24 protein-coding genes and 1 riboswitch are annotated in these 21,847 nt (G+C 35.7%); of the genes, 21 read left to right on the forward strand and 3 right to left on the reverse strand.

What is annotated here, in order from left to right:
- The first annotated feature begins 146 nt into the window (after nucleotides 1–146).
- The 4 genes from resD to AZF08_RS27105 all read left to right on the forward strand — a co-directional run bounded on the left by resD (nucleotide 147) and on the right by AZF08_RS27105 (nucleotide 4,160).
- Entirely contained in the window at nucleotides 147–863 is a 717-nt protein-coding gene (resD, locus tag AZF08_RS27090; RefSeq protein WP_033675300.1) for a DNA-binding response regulator ResD, read from the forward strand.
- Complete coding sequence (locus AZF08_RS27095) at nucleotides 863–2,638, forward strand: ATP-binding protein (RefSeq protein ID WP_153019606.1); 1,776 nt, start codon at nucleotides 863–865, stop codon at nucleotides 2,636–2,638. The genes resD and AZF08_RS27095 overlap by 1 nt, the downstream gene beginning before the upstream one ends.
- 241 nt (nucleotides 2,639–2,879) lie before the next feature.
- Nucleotides 2,880–3,461, forward strand: coding sequence for a cob(I)yrinic acid a,c-diamide adenosyltransferase (locus AZF08_RS27100; protein ID WP_033675301.1), 582 nt, complete (start codon nucleotides 2,880–2,882; stop codon nucleotides 3,459–3,461).
- Between the two features lie 84 nt (nucleotides 3,462–3,545).
- Nucleotides 3,546–4,160, forward strand: a complete 615-nt coding sequence (locus AZF08_RS27105; RefSeq protein WP_033675302.1) for a peptidoglycan DD-metalloendopeptidase family protein — start codon at nucleotides 3,546–3,548, stop codon at nucleotides 4,158–4,160.
- 28 nt (nucleotides 4,161–4,188) lie between these two features.
- Here the strand turns inward: AZF08_RS27105 and AZF08_RS27110 are convergent, their stop codons facing one another.
- On the reverse strand, nucleotides 4,189–4,875 hold the full coding sequence (locus AZF08_RS27110; protein ID WP_033675303.1) for a hypothetical protein: 687 nt from the start codon (nucleotides 4,873–4,875) through the stop codon (nucleotides 4,189–4,191).
- Nucleotides 4,876–5,129: 254 nt separating this feature from the next.
- Nucleotides 5,130–5,267, forward strand: a riboswitch (FMN riboswitch).
- A 163-nt stretch (nucleotides 5,268–5,430) separates the two neighbouring features.
- On the opposite strand from AZF08_RS27110, the gene AZF08_RS27115 reads away from it, so the two are divergent.
- Entirely contained in the window at nucleotides 5,431–6,009 is a 579-nt protein-coding gene (locus AZF08_RS27115; RefSeq protein WP_033675305.1) for an ECF transporter S component, read from the forward strand.
- A gap of 118 nt (nucleotides 6,010–6,127) precedes the next feature.
- On the opposite strand, the gene AZF08_RS27120 is transcribed toward AZF08_RS27115, so the two are convergent.
- Nucleotides 6,128–6,376: a ferredoxin gene (locus tag AZF08_RS27120; protein ID WP_001151993.1), complete on the reverse strand. Its 249-nt coding sequence runs from the start codon at nucleotides 6,374–6,376 to the stop codon at nucleotides 6,128–6,130.
- 349 nt (nucleotides 6,377–6,725) lie between these two features.
- Here AZF08_RS27120 and AZF08_RS27125 point away from each other — a divergent pair, with 349 nt between their 5' ends.
- The 12 genes from AZF08_RS27125 (at nucleotide 6,726) to AZF08_RS27180 (ending at nucleotide 16,773) form a co-directional block, all read left to right on the forward strand.
- Entirely contained in the window at nucleotides 6,726–7,787 is a 1,062-nt protein-coding gene (locus tag AZF08_RS27125; RefSeq protein ID WP_033675306.1) for a helix-turn-helix domain-containing protein, read from the forward strand.
- Entirely contained in the window at nucleotides 7,777–9,324 is a 1,548-nt protein-coding gene (locus tag AZF08_RS27130) for a RecQ family ATP-dependent DNA helicase (RefSeq protein ID WP_033675307.1), read from the forward strand. The genes AZF08_RS27125 and AZF08_RS27130 overlap by 11 nt, the downstream gene beginning before the upstream one ends.
- Nucleotides 9,305–9,868 (forward strand): CPBP family intramembrane glutamic endopeptidase, encoded by a 564-nt coding sequence (locus AZF08_RS27135; protein ID WP_033675308.1) that lies wholly within the window; start codon nucleotides 9,305–9,307, stop codon nucleotides 9,866–9,868. Before AZF08_RS27130 ends, AZF08_RS27135 begins: the two co-directional genes overlap by 20 nt.
- 22 nt (nucleotides 9,869–9,890) lie before the next feature.
- On the forward strand, nucleotides 9,891–10,355 hold the full coding sequence (locus AZF08_RS27140) for a LysM peptidoglycan-binding domain-containing protein (protein ID WP_033675309.1): 465 nt from the start codon (nucleotides 9,891–9,893) through the stop codon (nucleotides 10,353–10,355).
- A 115-nt stretch (nucleotides 10,356–10,470) separates the two neighbouring features.
- On the forward strand, nucleotides 10,471–11,244 hold the full coding sequence (locus AZF08_RS27145; RefSeq protein ID WP_033675310.1) for a metallophosphoesterase: 774 nt from the start codon (nucleotides 10,471–10,473) through the stop codon (nucleotides 11,242–11,244).
- A 32-nt stretch (nucleotides 11,245–11,276) separates the two neighbouring features.
- Nucleotides 11,277–12,176, forward strand: a complete 900-nt coding sequence (locus AZF08_RS27150; RefSeq protein WP_033675311.1) for a MerR family transcriptional regulator — start codon at nucleotides 11,277–11,279, stop codon at nucleotides 12,174–12,176.
- 77 nt (nucleotides 12,177–12,253) lie between these two features.
- The gene (locus AZF08_RS27155) at nucleotides 12,254–12,856 is read left to right on the forward strand and encodes a genetic competence negative regulator (RefSeq protein ID WP_033675312.1); all 603 of its coding nucleotides are present in this window, start codon (nucleotides 12,254–12,256) and stop codon (nucleotides 12,854–12,856) included.
- 260 nt (nucleotides 12,857–13,116) lie between these two features.
- Complete coding sequence (gene gudB / locus AZF08_RS27160) at nucleotides 13,117–14,400, forward strand: NAD-specific glutamate dehydrogenase (protein ID WP_033675314.1); 1,284 nt, start codon at nucleotides 13,117–13,119, stop codon at nucleotides 14,398–14,400.
- Nucleotides 14,401–14,502: 102 nt separating this feature from the next.
- Nucleotides 14,503–14,724 (forward strand): hypothetical protein, encoded by a 222-nt coding sequence (locus AZF08_RS27165; protein ID WP_033675316.1) that lies wholly within the window; start codon nucleotides 14,503–14,505, stop codon nucleotides 14,722–14,724.
- Between the two features lie 110 nt (nucleotides 14,725–14,834).
- Complete coding sequence (locus AZF08_RS27170) at nucleotides 14,835–15,068, forward strand: DUF3961 domain-containing protein (protein WP_033675317.1); 234 nt, start codon at nucleotides 14,835–14,837, stop codon at nucleotides 15,066–15,068.
- A gap of 78 nt (nucleotides 15,069–15,146) precedes the next feature.
- Complete coding sequence (locus AZF08_RS27175) at nucleotides 15,147–15,677, forward strand: peptidoglycan recognition protein family protein (RefSeq protein ID WP_033675318.1); 531 nt, start codon at nucleotides 15,147–15,149, stop codon at nucleotides 15,675–15,677.
- A 112-nt stretch (nucleotides 15,678–15,789) separates the two neighbouring features.
- Nucleotides 15,790–16,773 carry a YpdA family putative bacillithiol disulfide reductase gene (locus AZF08_RS27180; RefSeq protein WP_033675319.1) on the forward strand — a complete coding sequence of 328 codons (984 nt, stop codon included), beginning with the start codon at nucleotides 15,790–15,792 and terminating at the stop codon, nucleotides 16,771–16,773.
- A gap of 26 nt (nucleotides 16,774–16,799) precedes the next feature.
- Here AZF08_RS27180 and AZF08_RS27185 read toward each other — a convergent pair whose 3' ends face one another.
- The gene (locus tag AZF08_RS27185; RefSeq protein WP_082246082.1) at nucleotides 16,800–17,774 is read right to left on the reverse strand and encodes an asparaginase; all 975 of its coding nucleotides are present in this window, start codon (nucleotides 17,772–17,774) and stop codon (nucleotides 16,800–16,802) included.
- A 209-nt stretch (nucleotides 17,775–17,983) separates the two neighbouring features.
- Between AZF08_RS27185 and AZF08_RS30620 the strand changes: the two genes are divergently transcribed.
- The 4 genes from AZF08_RS30620 (at nucleotide 17,984) to fni (ending at nucleotide 21,542) form a co-directional block, all read left to right on the forward strand.
- Nucleotides 17,984–18,157, forward strand: coding sequence for a DUF5359 family protein (locus tag AZF08_RS30620; protein ID WP_161486813.1), 174 nt, complete (start codon nucleotides 17,984–17,986; stop codon nucleotides 18,155–18,157).
- A gap of 129 nt (nucleotides 18,158–18,286) precedes the next feature.
- On the forward strand, nucleotides 18,287–18,964 hold the full coding sequence (cmk, locus tag AZF08_RS27190; protein WP_033675320.1) for a (d)CMP kinase: 678 nt from the start codon (nucleotides 18,287–18,289) through the stop codon (nucleotides 18,962–18,964).
- 367 nt (nucleotides 18,965–19,331) lie between these two features.
- On the forward strand, nucleotides 19,332–20,480 hold the full coding sequence (rpsA, locus tag AZF08_RS27195; protein WP_033675321.1) for a 30S ribosomal protein S1: 1,149 nt from the start codon (nucleotides 19,332–19,334) through the stop codon (nucleotides 20,478–20,480).
- A 12-nt stretch (nucleotides 20,481–20,492) separates the two neighbouring features.
- The gene (fni, locus tag AZF08_RS27200) at nucleotides 20,493–21,542 is read left to right on the forward strand and encodes a type 2 isopentenyl-diphosphate Delta-isomerase (protein WP_033675322.1); all 1,050 of its coding nucleotides are present in this window, start codon (nucleotides 20,493–20,495) and stop codon (nucleotides 21,540–21,542) included.
- Nucleotides 21,543–21,847 lie beyond the last annotated feature (305 nt).

Raw genomic sequence — 21,847 nt, forward strand, 5'->3', positions numbered from 1 at the left:
AACAAACTTTATTATTCTTGTGAAGCATAATCTCTAAGATGGAATCACTTTGGAATTGCCTATTATGAGATAAGAGTAAGCACAGTATTACATTGCAGAAGGGTAGGTGTAAACCGTTGGGGTAATTTTGTACGCAACGGGTAAATATGGAAAATGAACCGAGAATTTTAATTGTAGATGATGAGGATCGTATTCGTCGTTTATTAAAAATGTATTTAGAAAGAGAACAATATACAATTGATGAGGCTGATAATGGTGATACAGCTTTAGAAAAAGCATTGCAAAATGACTATGACTTAATTTTACTAGATATCATGATGCCTGGAAAAGATGGGATTGAAGTTTGTAAAGGTATTCGTGAGAAAAAAGCAACGCCAATTATTATGTTGACAGCAAAAGGTGAAGAGGTAAACAGAGTACAAGGGTTTGAAGTTGGTTCGGATGATTATATTGTGAAGCCATTTAGTCCGCGTGAAGTAGTTCTTCGTGTAAAAGCGGTGCTACGTCGTTCTGTGCCAACAACCTTCTTTACACAAGATACAACAACAAAAGATGTTACTGTATTTCCGTATCTAACAATTGATAACGATGCACATCGTGTGACAGCTGGTGGTAATGAAGTTAACTTAACACCAAAGGAATATGAATTGCTACTATTTTTAGCAAAAGCTCCTGATAAAGTGTTTGATCGTGAGCAACTATTAAAAGAAGTATGGCAATATGAATTCTTTGGAGATTTGCGTACAGTAGATACGCACGTAAAACGTTTACGTGAAAAACTAAGTAAAAAATCACCTGATGCGGCGAAGATGATTGTAACTGTATGGGGTGTTGGTTACAAATTTGAGGTTGTGAACGACTGATGCTTTGGAGAAGTGTAGTAGGAAAGTTATGGATGACCATATTACTTCTTGTTTCATTTGTTCTTGGCTTTGTTGCTATCCTACTCTCACAGTTTTTTGAAAACTATTATGTAGAAATGAGTGAAACGAGGCTCACAAAAGTAGCGACGAGCGTTACAGAGTTAATTGAGGCAGGGGCAGATAAAAAAACGATTCAGAATGTCGCATATAAGTTTACTGACCCACTCTCGCGAATTGTGATTGTAGAAAATGGAAATGAAGTTTCTTCTTCTTCGAAACAAGAAGGGTTGGTAACTCTTACGATAGATGATTTGAAAAAAGATAAAGAGTTAGCAGCTGTTTTTATTGATAAAAAAGAAAATAAAGATAAGATTAGAAAAGTGTCTGATGGGAAAACGAAACAAAATTCCGAAAATGATATTATGATAGTGGGTAAACCACTTCAATCATCAAATCAGGGCGCGGTATTTGTATATCAGTCATTACAAGTTCCGAGACAGGGAATGGAACAAGCGACAGATTTTATTTTTCTATCAGCAGGAATTGCGATTATTTTAACAACATTCTTCGCCTTTTTCTTATCGACACGAATTACAGCGCCGCTTCGTAAAATGCGTGAGGTAGCCTTTGAGGTAGCAAGAGGTAAATTTGATACGAAAGCACCGATGGTTTCTCAAGATGAAATAGGAGAGCTAGCAACGGCTTTAAATCAAATGGGAAAGCAATTAAAGTTTAATATGAATGCTTTGCAGCAAGAAAAAGAACAGCTTTCTAGTATTTTAAGTAGTATGGCAGATGGTGTTGTTACGCTAAATCAAGAGTGTGAAGTTGTTGTAATTAATCCGCCAGCAGAACATTTCTTACAAGTTTGGCAAGAAGAAAAAGAGTTGGAGTTAAGTAGGAATTTACCTCCTGAACTTGTTGAGTTGTTCCACCTTGTAGTAGAAAGTGAACAACAGCAAGTTATTGAAATTAATTTACAAAAGGGTAATTATGTTGTACTTATGACACCGTTATATAATCAAACGAAAATACGTGGTGCTGTGGCAGTCCTTCGAGATATGACAGAAGAACGTCGTCTTGAAAAAATGCGTAAAGACTTTATTGCAAATGTTTCACATGAACTGCGCACACCGATGGTAATGCTACAAGGGTATAGTGAGGCAATTTTAGATGATATTGTTCAAACGAAAGAAGAAATAAATGAATTTGTGCAAATTATTTATGATGAGTCTGTTCGTTTAGGACGTCTTGTAAATGAATTGCTTGATTTAGCTCGTATGGAAAGTGGACATGTGGAATTACATATATCCGAAGTTGATATTCATCCGTTTGTTGAGAAAATCGGTCGTAAATTCCAAGGAATTGCAAAAGATAAAGATGTACAGTTAACAGTTGACTTCCGTAATCAGGTGGAACAACATCCGTTTGATCCAGACCGTATGGAACAAGTGTTAACGAACTTAATTGATAATGCGATCCGTCATACAAATGCAGGTGGGCATGTTCAACTTGCGATTGATACGAAAAATAATGGTCTTGTTTTTGAAGTGAAAGATTCAGGGGCTGGTATTCCTGAAGAAGATATCCCATTCCTGTTTGATCGTTTCTACAAAGCGGATAAAGCAAGAACACGCGGTAAAACAGGTGGGACTGGTTTAGGTCTTGCGATTGCTAAAAATATTGTTCAAGGTCATGAGGGGAAAGTCTCTATATCGAGCGTTGTTGGAGAAGGGACAATATTCTCTGTGTATTTACCAGATCGCTCACTTTAAATATGCTTGTTGATCATAAATACATTGCTGTTTGTAATCAATACATACAAAAGTTCTAATGTTTTTTATTCTTTTTGAGTGAATAGCAGTTTCTCAAGTGAATAAAGAATAGTAGAGCTTTTGTTTTATTTTCTTCATTTAGAGGGGGACAGCTCATTCTGATTGAATAGAATATAACATCCTACATGGAATCGGAATCATAGGGTAATAAATGAAAATGAAAAAAAGGGGTGTAAGATAGTTGAAGTTATATACGAAAACAGGAGATAAAGGACAAACGAGTGTTATTGGCGGCCGAGTTGATAAAAATCATATCCGTGTTGAAGCATATGGAACAATTGATGAGCTGAATTCTCATATCGGGTATGCAATGACTATGCTACAAGATGAATGTTTCCATGACATTTATAATGAACTTGAAAACATTCAACATGAATTGTTTGATTGCGGTGGAGATTTAGCAATGGTACAGCAAAAAAATCCATATAAAGTAAATGAAGAAATGGTCATATATTTAGAAGAACGAATTGATAATTATGTAGAAGAAGCACCTCCTTTAGAACGCTTTATTTTGCCTGGAGGGAGCAGGGCGTCTGCTATCATTCATGTTGCTCGTACAGTAACAAGAAGAGCTGAGCGATGTATTGTAACTTTAGGGAAACAAGAGGAAACGAATGCAATTGTATTACGATATGTGAATCGACTATCCGATTATTTATTTGCAATTGCTAGGGTTATAAATGCTCGTCTTAAAGTGAAAGATGTTGAATATAAACGTAGTGCACTTGTTTTTCGTGATAAACAAGAGAAGGAAGTGGAGTAGTTCCGCTTCTTTTTTTGTATACTTTTTTCCGTAATATACCACAATAGAGAAAGTGCCAGGGTAATTTAAAAACGGAGGATGTATATGAAAGGTTTAAATATCGGAATACTCGTCTTTGGGTTGTTGTTTCTATCTCAAGTATCTGTTTATGCTGAAGAGGAGAGATGGACATGGCCTGTTGAGGGGAGGATTAGTGATTATTTTGGAACAAGACATGGGAAACATTATGGAATCGATATAGCTGCCTCGATCGGAACACCGGTTGCGGCAATTCGAGGTGGTACGGTAACAAAATCTTATTTTTCAAATAGTTACGGCCATGTTGTATTTATTAAACATGGAGAATATGAGGCTGTTTATGCTCATTTGAATAAGAGATATGTAGTTCAAGGAACTCGAGTTGGGAGAGGAGAAGTAATTGGTGAAGTAGGAAACACAGGCGAATCGCGGGGGGCGCATCTGCATTTAGAAGTCCATCAAGGTCGTTGGACAATTGAGAAAAGATATGCAATGAATCCATTGCTTGTCTTACATGAGGAAAAAAACGAAGTAGCTTCAGCGTCAATATATGTTGTACAAAAAGGGGACACGCTTATTAGTATTGCACGTAAGTTTGGTACAACAGTTGATGAAATAAAAGTAAAAAATGCTTTGCAAAAAGAGAAAATTTATCCAAATCAAAAATTGTATATAAATTAAAAAAAGAGCCAGTAGCACTAGCTCTTTTTTACCAAAAAATAAAGACACATATAAATCCAGAAATGGCTAAATAGCTATAATAATAAAAAACTTTTGCTCTCGTTTTTTCTGTCGTTCGAAATAATACAATAGTTGGTTCGATTAAACCGATTGTAAAGCATAGTAGTCCAAGGAGCATACAACCGATAGAAAAAGAATACAAGGCAACTTGTGCTTGCTGAAATGGAAGTAACCATTTTAATAAAAAGGCAATAAGTGCGGTATAACAAATGCTACCAATGTATTTGTTTAATATTGTATTAGAACGAAAACCAGGAAGCTTTTTCAAAAAGGATCGGGAAACAATCTCTATTTGTAGAGATGTATGTTCTTCGATTATTTGTTGAGCTTCTTTTCCTTTGTGAAAAAGGGAGAGAATCCAGTTGCGCTTTCCTTGGAAAACGAATTGTGAAGTTGTTAAATAGTGATCGATTTTCACTTTATCCCAACTCTTCCATGTATGACGCTCGCATAGCTTTAGTTTGCTTTCTGTTGTTTTATCATACTGATAAATGCTAATTCCCTCTTTATCAAAAGTAGCATAGTATGTTTCACTTGAAAATGTGCCTAAATCGATTGGACAGCAGAAAAGTAACTCTTTTTTTAAATAAAAGTATTCTTTTCGTAAGTTTTTTTTCATTGTCTCTTGAATAGAGTGTCTTTTTTCTTTCTTCATGACATTTCCTCCATATTAAGAAAATGCTCTTATCTTAACAATTCAATATCTTATCACTTTTTTCTAGGGATGACTAGGGAATTGCGCAGGAAAAAAGTAAGATTGTAAAAAATATGGGTTTAATTATAAAATAATTGCGCTTTATTTTTTATTGAAAGTGAAATAAGTAAACAACTTATTTTTAATAAGTTACAATCTTTTTTATTCACAACTGTATAATGTTGTTGTATAATGATGGAGAAAATAGAATATCGGTCTATCTTCGGGGCAGGGTGAAAATCCCGACCGGCGGTGATGAACAATGCTTTTTTGTTCTAAGCCCGCGAGCCGTTAAGGCAGGATTTGGTGTGATTCCAAAGCCGACAGTACAGTCTGGATGGGAGAAGATGGAGGTTCAAGCGTTCAAAAAAGATAAGTATTTGAACGTCTGTTTGATGTGCCTAAAATTCTCCCTTTGTGTAATACGCAAAGGGTTTTTTTCGTGTCATAAACAAATAGGCATAGCAGAACCTTTCCACTTTCCATGAGATGATCGATGGAAAAGGAGAGAGAACGATGAAACAAAAGAAAAGTGTAGTACAAATGGTGAGCGTAGCAATGCTGAGTAGTATTGCGTATTTGCTTATGATGTTGGATTTCCCATTCCCAGGGCTTCCACCATTTTTGAAAATTGATTTTAGTGATGTGCCAGCTTTAATCGCAGCGATTATTTTTAGTCCAGTTGCAGGTGTGATTGTAGAAGGGATAAAGAATATTCTTCACTATGGGATTCAAGGTAGTTTAACGGGAGTCCCAGTGGGAGAAGTAGCAAACTTTATTGCCGGGTGCCTATTTATTGGTCCAGCAGCCTTCTTATTTCGGAAGTATCGTACAGTAAAAAGTTTAACGACAGGATTAATGCTAGGGACGATTACGATGGCATTAATTATGAGTGTGTTAAATTATTTCATCATTTTACCAGCTTACACTTGGTTTTTAAATTCACCCGCTATGTCTAGTGATGGTATGCGCCAAATGATTGTAACCGCGATTTTGCCGTTTAATTTAATTAAAGGAATTGTTGTAACAGTTGTGTTTGTAGCGCTGTTTTCACGTTTAAAAGTATGGGTATTTGCAAAAATGAAAAATGCATAGAAATTTTGGCCATCGGAGGTAAATATACTGCTGATGGCTTTTTAAATTGTAAGTTAGATGCATAACAAAAAATCCCCCTCATGAAAATGAGGGGGATTTTTTGAAGTTAATAAAAAGACTATTCGAATTTTAAAGCGTCGCCATCGAATGATTCGTCAGCAACTTTAATTGAGTCAGTTGGACAGCCTTCAAATGCATCCATCATGTCCTCGATTAATACATCTGGAATTTCAACGATACCTTGGTTATCATCTAGTGTTACAAATGCAATACCTTCATCATCATAGTCGTAAATGTCTGGTGCAGCAGCTCCGCAAGCTCCACATGCGATACAAGTGTCTTTATCAACGATTGTATATTTTGCCATTTTATTTTCCCTCCTAATAATATGTATGTGAAAACATTCATTACAAAAATTATAATCTTATTGTAAAACGGTTTTTCAAACTTTTCAACATAAAATTATAATGATAATGCTTATCAATTAGAGTGTCAACGTTTTTCTGATTTATTTCACAAGATTTTCAAAATGCCTAAATGCTGAGCAGTTTGATACAATAGTAAATAGAGAACAAAATGATTCTGAGTTAGTTTTGGGTTCCTAATGAGAATCATGTCTACAAATCGACAGTTATTATCTACTATTTGTTTGGGTTCTTCATAAAAATGAGGTGAACAAATAGGAAGATGCATACCATTGAAAGGTAGGAGCGGTGATGCAGTTACAATATACTTTATTATATTGTTTAAAACAATTGAATGGTGAAAGAACCGTTTCTTCCATTTACTATCTTCTAAAAGGAAAACGCTCTTCGCAAACGTTACAAGATGGAAATATGTTTCAAATTTCTTTTCTGTTTGGAATATATAAATCATTAACAAGGTCGGATTATAATAAAGAAATTGAGCATGTTTTACGTGCAGAATGGATTCAGCTTGTACATGATAATACGTATGTTTTAACTGATACTGGGGAGAAGCAATTAAATGATTGGAAAGAAACATTAGCCTTTCCGCTACATTTACATGGTTTGCATTATGGTGACCTTGGTCAAAGTTTTTGGAAGCGGCTATCATTAATTATTCAAACAGTGTCAAATTTGCAACAACAAAATGCGAAATTTATTCCGATTCAACAAGATATGGAAGTAACGATGTGGGTCAAACAGTTTCTCATCGGATTACCATACGTAAGGAGTCAACTTGCGGAAAAATTATGGGATGAGATGCATAAGCTATTAAAAGGTGTGAACCCCGTAGAAGCAACGATTCTTACTTATCGTTTAACTGGATATGAACGGATTGGATATACATTGCAGCAACTTGCGGAAATTACAAAGCAAGATGTGTTCCGCGTACATCTTTTATTTTGGGGTACGATCCATTTCTTTATTCAAGCCGTTCGAGAGAAGGAGAAGGAATTTCCGCTAATAACAAAGATTATTTCTTATCCGAACGAAAGAGAAGATTTATTTAGCTTATCAACGAAGAAAACATATCAACTTTGGAAACGTGGGCTTTCTTTAGAAGAAATTGCAACAATTCGAAATTTAAAGAGTGCAACGATAGAAGATCATTTTGTTGAAATCGCATTACGAGAAAGAGAGTTTTCTATTGAAATGTTTATGGAAAAGCAGAAGATAGAGCACGTGCAGTATGTTATTGAAACATTGCAAACGCGCAAGTTACGTGTATTAAAGCAAGAAGTAGGAAAAGCAGTTTCTTATTTTGAAATTCGTCTTGTATTAGCGCGGATGGAGGTTGTAAATGAGAATTGAGGATTATTTATATAAAAGGTTCGGTTATCATGAATTTCGTCAAGGACAAAAAGAGGTGATTGAAGATTTATTGCAAGGGAAAAATGTTGTAGCAATGCTTCCGACTGGGAGAGGGAAATCAATGTGTTATCAGCTACCTGGCCTCATGCAAGATGGAACTGTATTAATTGTTTCCCCGTTGTTATCGTTAATGGAAGATCAAGTTACACAGCTCAAATATGTGGTGAAAAATCGTGTGATTGCGTTTAATAGTTTCAGGACATTAGGTGAAAAAAAGGAGGCAATGAAAAGATTATCATCTTATAAGTTTGTCTTCGTTTCCCCTGAAATGTTGCAATCGGATTTATTGGTAAGAGAATTAAAAAAAATTCATATTTCGCTATTTGTTGTAGATGAAGCCCACTGTATTTCACAATGGGGTTATGATTTTCGAACTGACTATAAAAAACTAGATCAAGTTATTGCGAGTATCGGACATCCGCCTGTATTGGCACTAACCGCTACTGCAACTAAAGAAGTATTGCAAGATATTATAGAAAGCCTAAAGCTTACGAATGTAGTGCAGCATTTGTATTCAATTGACCGTCCGAATATTGCAATGGAAGTACAATTTGTTCAAACGATTGAAGAAAAAAAGGAATCGCTTCTTTCTTATATTACTTATTTACAAGGTCCAGGGATTATTTATTGCTCTAGTAGAGCGTGGACGGAGCGCTTAACGGAATACTTAAGGAGTAAAGGTGTAACGGACGTTGCCTTTTATCATGGAGGAATGGAGCATGAAGAAAGGATGTTGATTCAGCAACAATTTATGAATGATCAGTTGCAGCTCGTTATTTGTACAAGTGCTTTTGGGATGGGCGTAAATAAACCGAATACAAGGTATATTATCCATTTTCATTATCCAACAAATATTGCCTCCTATTTACAGGAGATTGGTCGAGCTGGAAGGGATGGAGAAGCGAGTATCGCGCTTTTGTTATGTAGTCCATTAGATCATGACTTGCCAATTTCTATCATTGAGGATGAATTACCAAATAAACAACAAATTCAATTTTTATTTTCTTTATTACAAGAAAGAATGCTTCAAACGCAAGTGTTATCAATAGAAGATGTGGAAGGAATTTGTTATAATGCAGCAAGATTTAGTGAGCAACATTGGCGCTTTGTACGTTACCATTTAGAAAAGATGAAAATCATACAACAGAGGAAACTCATGATGGGATCTTTGTCAGATGAGATTATGCAAAAGTTAATATTGGAAGTGGAAGGACGTCTCCGTAGTAAGTATAGTCAATTAGAAAATATGAGAGCGTGGTTACAATTTCAAGGGTGCAAAAGAGAACGGTTATTACATCAATTTGGCTACAGGAAAGAAGTTGAGATAAAAAACTGTTGTGACTACTGTGGTATTACAAAAGAAGATTATAAAAAAAGACGAGCAAGACAATCTGTTTTCGACTATAATTGGGAAACAGAGTTACAATCGCTCTTTGGTATGGAAGAACGGAGGAATGATGGATATTCAAAGGCGTAGTATTGAAGGCATGAGTCCGAAAGAAATACGACTTAACCTCTATATAACACAATTAATAATTATAGGTGTTGGTTGTTTACTAGCATATATATTATTTCCAAATAAGGATGAATTTTATAATTTGTGGAAATGGGAGCCGATTTCCATTCTTGTAATAGGAAGTGGGATAGCTTGTAGTATTGTCTTACTAGATTATCTTGCCATGCAGGTGTTGCCAGAATCTTGGTTCGATGATGGGGGTATTAATGATCGAATGTTCCGGGGGATTTCTGTCATGCATCTACTAGTTATTACATTTGCTATTGGTTTTGCTGAAGAACTTTTATTTCGGGGGGTACTACAGACTCACTTTGGACTTGTAATTGCGAGCGTTATTTTTGCTGTTTTACATATTCGATATATAATGAAGCCATTTTTATTTTGTTTTGTATGTATGATTAGCTTTGTGTTTGGATATGTATTTCAATGGACAGGGAATTTATTTATAACAATCTTTGCACATTTTCTTGTTGATTTTATAATGGGACTTCAATTGAGAAAATAAATGGAAGGTGGTGGTGAACAGCATGAGGAAACAGATTCCTGATTTTGAAGAAGAGTTGGAAGAAGAGCAAACAGACGAAGGTTTACCGCCGCGTAGTGAGGTTCATAGGAATAAAGAAAAAAAAGAATCAAAATTTAAGATTAACCACTTTTTTGTTCGAGTATTAACGGTGCTATTTGTTTTGTTACCACTTTGTATCCTATGGTATACAGATAAGTATATCGAGGTGAAAAGTGCGAAAGATAGTAATGAAGCCGGAAAAAGTGCGTTTGATGTAATCTTTTTTGATTCGAATAAACAGGGAGAACAGAAACAACCTGAAACATTTGACACTCATATTGTAAAAGAAGGTGAGACTGTCGAAAGTATAGGGAAGGACTACTTTCCTAATGAAGATGGAGCTACAATCATCAAAAAATATAATAATTTACAAGATGTTCAGTTAGAAGTAGGGCAGGAATTGAAGATTCCTATTAAAGCGAAATAAATATAGTAAAGTAATTGTTGTGACAATGAGAGAAATTTCCTGCAGTATATAGGATTTTTATAGAGATATGATTAGCTTTAATTATATTTTTTGAGAGGGAAGTTGAGAAGAAGATATGTTATGGATTGGATTAGGTAGTATGTTCATAAGTATTGTCTTTATTTGTCTTTTCATGATGTATAGAGAAGCGATGCGTGATACACTAATGGAACACTCTTTGTCGTTTGGAGATTTTCCAGCAAGCTTCAAAAAGGTTAGGATCTTTTTTATTTCCGATATTCATAGGAGAAGCGTTTCGCGTTCTTTAATTGAAAAGGTAAAAGGAAAGGCTGACCTCGTTATTATTGGTGGTGATCTAGCAGAAAAAGGTGTATCGTTATCACAAATCGCTAGTAATATTCAAATATTAAATGAAATTGCTCCTGTTTATTTTGTGTGGGGAAATAATGATTATGAAATCGAATACCATGAGTTAGACGCATTATTATTAGAACATGGTGTGAAAGTTTTAGATAATACAAGGGCATTATTCGAGTCGGAGATAGGGGAGAAGCTTTGTTTGTTAGGGGTGGATGATGTTGGATTAGGGCGAGATCGTTTAGATTTGGCACTAGCAGATTGCCAGGAACAAGGCTTTCGTATTTTAATTAGTCACAACCCTGCTATTGTAAACAAAATGTCTGGACAAGAACAAATTTCTCTCGTATTAAGTGGCCATACACATGGAGGTCAAATTCGTTTATTTCATTCTAAAAAGTATTTAAAAGGTGGCGTATATAAGTATCTAGATATGACTTTGTTTGTGAGTAACGGATATGGAACGACATTTATACCACTACGCTTTCGAGCGCCAGCTCAAACGCACTTGATTACTTTACGAGGGAAATAATAAGAGATATTTAGCTTAAAGGTGGGGAAAATATGCCAACTTTAAAAGGAAAATATAATATAAAAGCAGTCTCGAACATGCTTGGAATTCAGCCAGGTACACTTAGAGCTTGGGAGAGACGATATCATATTATTGCCCCAAAACGCAATGATGTTGGGCATCGTTTATATACAGAAGAGCATATTAAAATCTTAAAATGGTTAACAACTAAAGTGAATGAAGGCTTTACAATTGGTCAGGCAGTGCAATTATTAGAGGAAAATCGATTGCAAAATCACAATTTACTAGAAGTCGCATACAATAAAGAAATACTTTTAGTAGACGATATCCTCCGCTCTTTGTTAAAATTTGATGAAATACAAGCCTATGCATTATTAAATGAAGCTTTTGCTATTTATTCAACTGAAAAAGTTATCACTCATACATTTGTTCAAATCATGAATCAATTAGAGGTTATGAGGAGAAATAATGAGATTACAACGGTACAGGAGCGATATATAGAATCATTTTTATGCTCACGCATTGGAATGATTTATCATAGTACAAATGCTCAGCCGTCGTCACCTAAAGCTTTGTCTTTATGTGCACCAGGGGAAATGAGTACATTGCATCTCTTTGTTTTAACAACATATTTACGCCTAAAGGGTTACCGAGCAATGTATCTTGGGACAGGCATAGGAGAAGAGGAGCTCAATTCAGTCCTAACACATTTGACACCTAAATATGTATTTGTTTCTTGTTCGCAAGAGCGATATTTTAAAAGTACAATAAAATTGGTTCGTAAGCTACAAAATGAGAATCCTGATCTCTATATAGGCCTTGTTGGATTTATAAATCAGTTTGTTTCAGATGCAGAGCGAACTGGACTTCAGAATGTATTTATAGGTGGTACAAAAGAAGAGTGGGATGAATGGATAAAAATGTCAGAATAGTTGTTCGAAAAGAACCATCTATTTTCTATTTCATATAATAAAAATTAGATTCAACGGTTATGTAGGGAGGTTATAAGATGAGGCTGGAACGTTTAAATTATAATAAAATAAAGATTTTCCTAACATTTGATGATTTGTCTGAACGAGGGTTGACAAAGGAAGATTTATGGAAAAATGCGCCAAAAGTACAACAGTTATTTCGTGATATGATGCAAGAAGCGAATAAAGAACTTGGATTTGAAGCAGATGGTCCAATTGCAGTTGAAGTATTCTCTTTGCAAGCACAAGGGATGGTTGTAATTGTAACAAAAGAGAACCAGGAAATGGATACAGAAGATGAATTTCGTGATGAATTTATTGAGATGCAAGTAACTCTAGATGAGAGTGAACATATATTATATGAATTTGCTACATTGGAAGATGTAATTAATTTGGCGAATCGTTTGTATAACCTAGGTGTAACCGGAGGGAAACTTTATACATGGGATGGGCGTTTTTATCTTTGGATGGAAGACGAAACACCTTTATTGAAGTCGGATATTATTGCTATCTTAGCGGAATACGGTAATTCTTCTACAGCAACAATCTATCGCGTTATGGAATATGGAAAGGAATTAATGGATTTTCAAGCAATTCAACAAATATATCATTATTTCGTTTTAAAGCAAAGCCTCAGCTAATATAAAATAGCTTGAGGTTTTGTTTGTATTTAGTCCTATTGAAACGGTAAAAGGACAGTGTGAAATAAAAAACATTTAAATATTTAAGTATTTTACTTTTCTAAAAGTAATAAAAGGACTATAATAATAGTGAAAACGCTTGCAAATAAGAATAATTTGTATATATTTGTTAGCGTTTTCTATTGCATTCCAAATTTAACGGTGTATACTAGGCAATGAAGGTTTACTAAACAAGTGAAATTACAGGGGGTTTACTTACTATGGTAGCCGAAAAGGGAGCTCAAACACAAACACAACAAAGGGAACAACACTTTGAACTGTTGAATTCAACGCAAATTGTTATTAACGAAGCCCTAGAAAAATTGGGTTATCCAAACGAAGTATATGAATTACTTAAAGAACCAATTCGTATGATGACAGTGAAAATTCCAGTTCGTATGGATGACGGGACTGTTAAAATATTTACAGGATATCGCGCACAACACAATGATGCTGTTGGTCCAACGAAAGGTGGAATTCGCTTCCATCCGAATGTAACAGAAAACGAAGTGAAAGCACTTTCTATTTGGATGAGTTTGAAATGTGGTATTGTTGATTTACCTTATGGTGGAGGTAAAGGTGGTATCATTTGTGATCCGCGTGAAATGTCTTTCCGTGAATTAGAAAGATTAAGCCGTGGATATGTACGAGCAATTAGCCAAATTGTTGGTCCAACAAAAGATATTCCTGCTCCAGACGTATTTACAAACTCACAAATTATGGCATGGATGATGGATGAATATAGCCGCATCGATGAATTTAATTCACCTGGATTCATTACAGGAAAACCACTTGTATTAGGTGGATCCCATGGGCGTGAAACAGCGACTGCGAAAGGTGTAACAATCTGTATTCGCGAAGCTGCAAAAAAACGTGGAATTGACATTAAAGGGGCACGTGTTGTTGTCCAAGGATTTGGTAATGCTGGAAGTTTCTTAGCTAAATTTATGCACGATGCTGGTGCAAAAGTAATTGCAATTTCTGATGCTTATGGTGCATTGCATGATCCAAATGGATTAGATATTGATTACTTACTCGATCGTCGTGATAGTTTTGGTACAGTAACAAAATTATTTAACAATACAATTTCAAACAAAGAATTGTTAGAACTTGATTGTGATATTTTAGTTCCAGCTGCAATTGAGAACCAAATTACAGAAGAAAATGCTGCTAATATTAAAGCAAAAATTGTTGTAGAAGCAGCAAATGGACCGACTACATTAGAGGCAACAAAAATCTTAACAGATCGTGGTATTCTACTTGTTCCAGATGTATTAGCAAGTGCAGGTGGGGTTACAGTATCTTATTTTGAGTGGGTACAAAATAACCAAGGTTACTATTGGTCAGAAGAAGAAGTAGAACAACGTTTAGAAAAAGTAATGGTAAGATCATTTGATTCTATTTATGAAACATCACAAGTTCGTAAAGTTAATATGCGTCTAGCTGCATATATGGTTGGCGTACGTAAAATGGCAGAAGCTAGCCGATTCAGAGGCTGGGTATAATAGAACGAAAAGTTCAGAGAAAACGTGGTTTCCTTGAAAGGAAGCCACGTTTTTTTTATTGAAGTACATAATGATACGTTATAGAGAAGGAGGTGAGGAGAGTTGAAAGTAAGTAAGGATGAGAGAAGGCGAGTAGATGAATTAGAAAAGAGGATTGCAAATTTAGAAAAACAAACACTTCAAACAAAATCGTCTGAAAATATAGGATTGATCCGAATGTTTGGAGAAGGGATTATGTCTCTTGTATTTGGAATTTTGATTGTAGGACCTGTAATTGCGATTGTTTATGCGTTGGTGGTATTGTTTTTTAGTTTGGTTGAATAACTGTAGAAAAAAAGGATATAAAAAACAAAAGAACACTTGTTCTATGCGAACGTTTGTGCTATACTCTCTTTAGATAAACAAAACGGAAACAAGATAAGGGGAGATTAGTAATGAAAATGACAGCAGACCAAAGGTTTATGATGACAGCAGATGTTATGGAACGAGTAGAAGTTTTACGAAATAAAAAGGGTAAGCGTCTATCCCTATTGCAATCAGTGAACAAATTTTTCGGTTTAGATACAAAAGAAGATTGTGTTTGGTTTTATGGGTTTTATGGTACGGCTGCAAGTATTTTATTATTTATGATGCTTACTTCGAACATTTTTGATTTCCTCTTTGCGTAAGAAATATGCAATATGAACATTGAGGTTGAATACATATATATGGAAGAAAGGTCATTTTCTTGAGCGGAGTTGATAGAAATGGTGATGTTCCCTATAGAGCGAAATTATATTGGGTACGGAAGCTCACGACCAGGAATCCCTCTTTCAAAGGTGAGATTCATTGTAAGCCATGATACGGGGAACCCTGGTAGCAATGCGATAGGAAATCGAGATTACTTTGAGGAAATACAGCCGAAAGCATCGGCACATACTTTCATAGATGATAAGACAATATTGGAAATTATTCCGATAAATGAAGTAGCCTATCATGTAAGATATAATGTACCGACGGATAATGATTTATATGGTTATGATGCAAATAAAGCAGCTATCGGTGTTGAACTTTGCTATGGTGGAGAGGTTAATTTTTGGGATGCATATACCCGTTTTACATGGTATCACGCTTATTTATGCCAAAATTTCGGCTTAAATCCTAAAACGGATATTGTTTCGCACAAAACGCTGGATCCTTCTCGAAAGATTGATCCAGAAAATGTATTAGGCCAACAAGGAATTAGATTCAGGCAATTTTTAGCAGATGTCTATCGAATGTACGTATCGTTTAGATGACAAATATATGAAAAATGAATACAATGAAGATAGGTGCCTACTGCTGAAAGTAGGTTTTTTCTTGTTTTATAATAAATAGCGATTGAGGCAGAAGACTAGGAGTGAACCGAGTATGCAAAAAGAAATAGCTATTATAATCGGGGGAGGCCCATGTGGATTAGCGGCAGCGATTTCACTACAACAATCAGGAATAAATCCGCTAGTAATTGAAAAAGGGAATATTGTGAATGCGATTTATCATTATCCAACCCATCAAACATTCTTTTCTTCTAGTGAAAAGTTAGAAATTGGTGACGTTGCTTTTATTACAGAAAATCGTAAACCGGTTCGTAATCAAGCGTTGGCGTATTATCGTGAGGTGGTAAAACGTAAAGATGTGCGCGTAAATGCATTTGAACGTGTAGAACAAGTTCAAAAAGATGGAGATTTCTTTAGAGTCAATACAAAGAAATGTGACGGGAGTGAAGAAACGTACATTTCAAAGTATATTGTGGTGGCAACGGGATATTATGATAATCCAAACTATATGAACGTTCCTGGAGAGGACTTAGAGAAAGTATCACACTATTTCAAAGAAGCCCATCCGTATTTTGATCAAGATGTAGTTGTAATAGGTGGGAAAAACTCAAGTGTAGATGCTGCACTAGAACTTGTAAAAGCTGGTGCGCGCGTAACAGTATTATATCGCGGAGGTGAATATTCACAGAGTATTAAACCGTGGATTTTACCTGAATTTGAAGCGTTAGTACGAAACGGTACGATTCAAATGCATTTTCACGCTCATGTAAGAGAAATTACTGAGCATACACTTACGTATACAGCTGGAGAGAACGTATTTACGATTCAAAATGATTTTGTGTTTGCGATGACAGGATACCATCCTGATCATAGTTTCTTAACGAAAATGGGAGTAGAGATTGATAAAGAAACAGGACGTCCCGTGTATACAGAAGAAACGATGGAAACAAATGTTGAGAATATTTTTATTGCTGGTGTTATTGCAGCTGGAAATAATGCGAATGAAATATTTATTGAAAACGGAAGGTTTCATGGTGGAGTAATTACACAAACAATTGCAGTACGAGAACAAAAATAAGCTGTCGAATTTCGACAGCTTATTTTTTAATCGTGCATAAACATTTGTTGGAGTTTTTTCGGAGAATGGTCACCTTCTAAAGCGACAAGTAATTTAATACGAGCCTTTTGGGCATTTAGACCATAAGTGAAAACAACGCCCATATCTTTTAATTGTTTTCCGCCGCCCTCATAGGAATATACATCCTGAACAATGCCGTTAAAGCAGCGAGAAACGAGAACAATTGGAATGCCCTTGTTTATTAAGCGTTGTAGACTAGGCAGTGTTCGTGGTGGTAAATTACCTTGTCCAAGTGCCTCGATTACAAGACCATCCACTGGAAGTGCTTCAATGGCAGATAATAATGTATCGTCCATACCAGCATATGCTTTTAATACGACAACGTTTTTAGAAATTTGTCCAATTACGTATGTTTCGTGATGGACTAATGCGTGATGAAATACGACACCACGTTTTGTCACCATACCAATTGGTCCGTACTGCGGACTTTGGAATGTTGCGACATTACTTGTATGTGTTTTGGTTACATTTGTTGCACAGTGGATTTCGTCGTTTAAAACGACGAGAACACCCTTTCCTATCGCTTCATTGCTACTTGCAACTTTTACAGCAGACAAGAAGTTATATAAGCCATCTGCACCTAATTCATTGCTAGAACGCATTGCACCTGTTACAACGATTGGAATGTTCGCTTGGACCGTTAAGTCTAGGAAATATGCAGTCTCTTCTAATGTATCAGTACCATGCGTGATAACAACGCCATGGATGTCTTCGTGTTTTACTCTTTCATCAATGATGACTTGTAATTGTAACATCTCACTTGGTGTCATATGAGGAGATGGAAGGTGGAAGACATCTTCCACAATTAAATCAATATCGTCTTCTAAATCAGGAATGAATTTTAAAAGAGGATTCTGTTCCCCTGGTTGTACAACCCCAGTTTCTTTATCTTCCTCCATTGAAATTGTTCCACCAGTGTGTAAAACTAGGATTCTTTTCAATGCCTGTACCCCTTTCAAGTTGAAAAATACATTTAGAACATATCATGTTTTTAGCAGATTCGACAATGAAAATGTATAAAAGTTTATATGAAAAATGACAATAAAGGAAGATGGCTAAAATGTTCTTTATAGGGATGAGCGAGAAATGGGGATTTTTTCTATCGCAAGCATTTGCATGAAAGGGAGAAAAATGAAGAGGGGTTAGTTTTTTGAAAATAATTGAGAGAGTGCTAATTCGCATCTTATTGATCCAATTTATTCTGCTTTGTATTGTTCAAATACTATTTATGCAAGAATCTATGGTGAGGTATGTGTCGAAAATCGTTTATTATGAAGGGGTTATCAGGGAAAAACCAACTGATACTTTACAAGTGAATAAGTAGTTTTCATTTTCTTCTAGAGGGGATTGTGCTACAATAATTGAGGATTTAATGGCGTGAACCAAAAAGGAGAAGCAGGGAGATGTACCTGCTTTTCATTTTGTTTTATAAGTGAAAAAATGAGGTGTTACAATGGATAAAAGAATTTCAATTGCGATAGATGGTCCGGCGGCTGCTGGAAAAAGTACAGTAGCAAAAATTGTTGCAAAAGAGCTTTCTTATGTTTATATTGACACAGGTGCAATGTATCGTACTCTTACATACGCTGCTCTTGAACAAAACGTCGATATTGAAAATGAAGAAGAACTAATGGAAGTTTTGAAGAATGTACATATTGAGTTTCAACAAGGAGAAGATACACAACTTGTTTTTCTAAATGGTCAAGATGTATCTGATGCGATTCGTACACCGAACGTAACAAATCGCGTCTCCATTGTTGCGAAACATCGTCTTGTTCGTGAGGAAATGGTACGTCGTCAACAAGGTTTAGCTGAAAAGGGCGGAGTAGTAATGGATGGCCGCGATATCGGTACACATGTGTTACCGAATGCACAAGTGAAAATTTTTATGCTTGCTTCTGTTGATGAGAGGGCAGAACGAAGACATTTAGAAAATATGAATAAAGGCTTTTCTTCTAGTTTAGAGCAATTGAAAAAAGAGATTGCTCAGCGCGATAAGTTGGATTCAGAGCGCGAAGTTTCTCCACTAAAAAAAGCGGATGATGCATTAGAATTAGATACAACATCTTTATCAATTGAAGAAGTTGTCCAAAAAATTATGGGCATTGTTGCTGGAGCATTTGCGAAATAAAAAAGAAAGGGGATATCCTCTTTCTTTTTTTATTTTGGTATTACTTCTAAAAACATCAGTATAGTGGTGAATGATAAGACGCTTTTCTTGACAAATAAGTTAATTTGTAAGAAGTTAGTAAAAGAGGAGAGGAACTGTCAGAATATATTCGCTATTATATTTCAAAACATACTTTATTCAAGGAGATTTTGCTGTATACTATTTATATAGGCGTATATATCTTTCTATGAAGTGTATTGAAAAAAATGATATATGTATTGTAAGCGAGTATATGCTAAAAATCTCTTATAACATGCAAATGAAAGCATTTGTTTTCATTTCGTATATACATAAAAAAGCTTTGTCAATTCTGTAGGGAGGTATTTCCATGGTAGAGAAAATGAATGAAGAAGTTGTGGATTCAAAAGAATTACAAGTGGGTGACGTTGTTACGGGTTCTGTAACAAAGGTTGAAGAAAAGCAAGTTCTTGTAAATGTTGGATACAAAACAGATGGTGTTATTCCTATTAGTGAATTAGCTAACGTTCATATTGAAAAGGCAAGCGATGTTGTAGAGTTGGATCAAACCCTTGAGTTAAAAGTTATTAAATTAGAAGAAGAAGATCTTGTATTATCCAAACGAGCTGTTGATGCAGAAAAAGCATGGGTAGAGTTGCAGGAGAAATTCACTTCAGGTGAAGTATTTGATGTTACGGTAAAAGATATTGTGAATGGTGGTTTAGTCGTGGATCTTGGTGTCCGTGGATTCATTCCGGCTTCACTTGTAGAAGTGCATTATGTAGAAGATTTTACTGACTATAAAGGGAAAACATTAGCAGTGAAAATCGTTGAATTAGATCGTGAAAAGAATCGTGTCATTCTTTCACATAAAGCGGTTGTAGAGCAAGAATTAGATTCTAAGAAAAAAGAAGCTATTTCTTCATTAAAAGAAGGAGACGTTGTGGAAGGGACAGTGCAACGACTAACGGACTTTGGTGCCTTTGTTAACGTTGGTGGTGTAGATGGTTTAGTGCACATTTCACAAATTTCTCATGACCGCGTTGAACAACCTTCTGATGTGTTAACACAAGGACAAAATGTAAAAGTAAAAGTGCTATCCGTTGATGCAGATACACACCGTATCTCTTTATCAATTAAAGCAGCTCAGCCAGGACCTTGGGCAAATGTTGGTGCTGAAATTAAAGCGGGAGACGTTCGAGAAGGAACAGTAAAACGAATTGTTACATTCGGTGCTTTCGTTGAAATTTTACCAGGTGTAGAAGGGCTTGTACACGTGTCGCAAATTGCAAATCGTCATGTAAAAAATCCAGGTGAAGTATTAGAGCTGGGGCAAGAAGTAAAAGTAAAAGTACTTGAAGTACATGCAGCAGAAAAACGTATTTCTTTAAGTATAAAAGAAGTTCTTGAAGAAAATAATGTAACAGAAGATTATAGCCAATATGAGCCAACTTCTGAATCTGCAACTTTCCAATTTAGCGATATTATCGGTGAACAACTGAAAAAATTAAAGAAATAAAGAGGGGTACAAGTGGTAAGGGCAAAACGTAAATTAGAACATATTGAATATGCTCTTTCCACCGGACAGTCTCGTATACATGGCTTTCATGACATTGCTTTTGTCCATCAAAGCTTGCCAAATTCAAGTTATGAGAGTATTACATGTGAAACAAAAATCGGCGAACTTTCACTAAGTTCGCCGATTTTTATCAATGCGATGACTGGCGGTGGTGGAGAGCACACGCTACATATTAATGAACAGTTAGCATATGTAGCAAAACACCACAATCTTGCAATGGCTGTTGGTTCTCAAATGGCAGCATTGAAAGATGAAAAAGAAGCATCTTCTTATCGGATTGTTAGAAAGGTGAATCCGAATGGAATTGTTTTTGCAAATCTAGGTAGTGAAGCGACGGTTGATCAGGTGAATCGTGCTGTTGACATGCTAGAAGCAAATGCATTGCAAATTCATTTGAATGTCATTCAAGAATTAACAATGCCAGAAGGAGATCGGGATTTTACTGGTGTATTAGAGCGAATTGAAAAAATTGTGATAAGTTCTTCAGTTCCTGTAATAGTGAAAGAAGTAGGTTTTGGCATGAGTAAAGAAACAGTACAGCAATTAGTTAATGTCGGGGTTACAGCTGTAGACGTTGGTGGTTACGGTGGTACAAATTTTGCTGCTGTGGAAAATGAAAGAAGACAGCGAATGCTTTCATATTTTAATGATTGGGGCATCCAAACGTCTGCTTCAATAATAGAAGCATCCTCTATAAATAACAACCTCTCTCTTATTGCATCTGGTGGTATACAAACGGCTCTTGATGTAGCGAAAGCAATTGCACTTGGAGCGCAGGCGACCGCCTTTGCTGGATATTTCTTACGTATATTGATGAATGAAGGTATAGAGAAATTAATCGATGAAATCGAGCTTTTGCATACAGATTTACGGTTTATAATGACAGCGCTTGGAGCGAAAACAATAGTTGAACTTCAGCAAGTGCCGCTGATTGTAAATGGTGATACGTATCATTGGTTAATGCAACGCGGGATTGATACTACATGTTATAGTCGGAGGTAATGCATTCTCATATAGGGATATTTCATATGGCTATTTTTGAATGATGAAGCAAGAATAATAGAAGATAAAAAAGAAATCAACCGTTCGGTTGATTTCTTCAGGCTGTGGAGAAAGTCTTCTCCACAGCCTGTTTTTGTGTCTGAACCTCTTTTTATCTGTCAACACTGATAAAAAAGAGGAAAAGGAGAGATTTATTATAATGGGTGCATTAAAAAATCACCGAGACGAGCGCGTAACGGTTTCTGTAGAAGAATTAGTTCCACAAGACCATTTTCTTCGTACAATTGAAGCCACAATTAATTTTG

The sequence above is a fragment of the Bacillus gaemokensis genome, from assembly GCF_001590835.1.
Lineage (GTDB): Bacteria > Bacillota > Bacilli > Bacillales > Bacillaceae_G > Bacillus_A > Bacillus_A gaemokensis.

Coding starts and splice junctions, on each gene's coding strand:
- resD (WP_033675300.1), top strand. CDS start 147: ATGGAAAATGAACCGAGAATTTTAATTGTAGATGATGAGGATCGTATT.
- AZF08_RS27095 (WP_153019606.1), top strand. CDS start 863: ATGCTTTGGAGAAGTGTAGTAGGAAAGTTATGGATGACCATATTACTT.
- AZF08_RS27105 (WP_033675302.1), top strand. CDS start 3,546: ATGAAAGGTTTAAATATCGGAATACTCGTCTTTGGGTTGTTGTTTCTA.
- AZF08_RS27110 (WP_033675303.1), bottom strand. CDS start 4,875: ATGAAGAAAGAAAAAAGACACTCTATTCAAGAGACAATGAAAAAAAAC.
- AZF08_RS27115 (WP_033675305.1), top strand. CDS start 5,431: ATGAAACAAAAGAAAAGTGTAGTACAAATGGTGAGCGTAGCAATGCTG.
- AZF08_RS27120 (WP_001151993.1), bottom strand. CDS start 6,376: ATGGCAAAATATACAATCGTTGATAAAGACACTTGTATCGCATGTGGA.
- AZF08_RS27125 (WP_033675306.1), top strand. CDS start 6,726: ATGCAGTTACAATATACTTTATTATATTGTTTAAAACAATTGAATGGT.
- AZF08_RS27130 (WP_033675307.1), top strand. CDS start 7,777: ATGAGAATTGAGGATTATTTATATAAAAGGTTCGGTTATCATGAATTT.
- AZF08_RS27135 (WP_033675308.1), top strand. CDS start 9,305: ATGGATATTCAAAGGCGTAGTATTGAAGGCATGAGTCCGAAAGAAATA.
- AZF08_RS27140 (WP_033675309.1), top strand. CDS start 9,891: ATGAGGAAACAGATTCCTGATTTTGAAGAAGAGTTGGAAGAAGAGCAA.
- AZF08_RS27145 (WP_033675310.1), top strand. CDS start 10,471: ATGTTATGGATTGGATTAGGTAGTATGTTCATAAGTATTGTCTTTATT.
- AZF08_RS27150 (WP_033675311.1), top strand. CDS start 11,277: ATGCCAACTTTAAAAGGAAAATATAATATAAAAGCAGTCTCGAACATG.
- AZF08_RS27155 (WP_033675312.1), top strand. CDS start 12,254: ATGAGGCTGGAACGTTTAAATTATAATAAAATAAAGATTTTCCTAACA.
- gudB (WP_033675314.1), top strand. CDS start 13,117: ATGGTAGCCGAAAAGGGAGCTCAAACACAAACACAACAAAGGGAACAA.
- AZF08_RS27170 (WP_033675317.1), top strand. CDS start 14,835: ATGAAAATGACAGCAGACCAAAGGTTTATGATGACAGCAGATGTTATG.
- AZF08_RS27175 (WP_033675318.1), top strand. CDS start 15,147: ATGGTGATGTTCCCTATAGAGCGAAATTATATTGGGTACGGAAGCTCA.
- AZF08_RS27180 (WP_033675319.1), top strand. CDS start 15,790: ATGCAAAAAGAAATAGCTATTATAATCGGGGGAGGCCCATGTGGATTA.
- cmk (WP_033675320.1), top strand. CDS start 18,287: ATGGATAAAAGAATTTCAATTGCGATAGATGGTCCGGCGGCTGCTGGA.
- rpsA (WP_033675321.1), top strand. CDS start 19,332: ATGGTAGAGAAAATGAATGAAGAAGTTGTGGATTCAAAAGAATTACAA.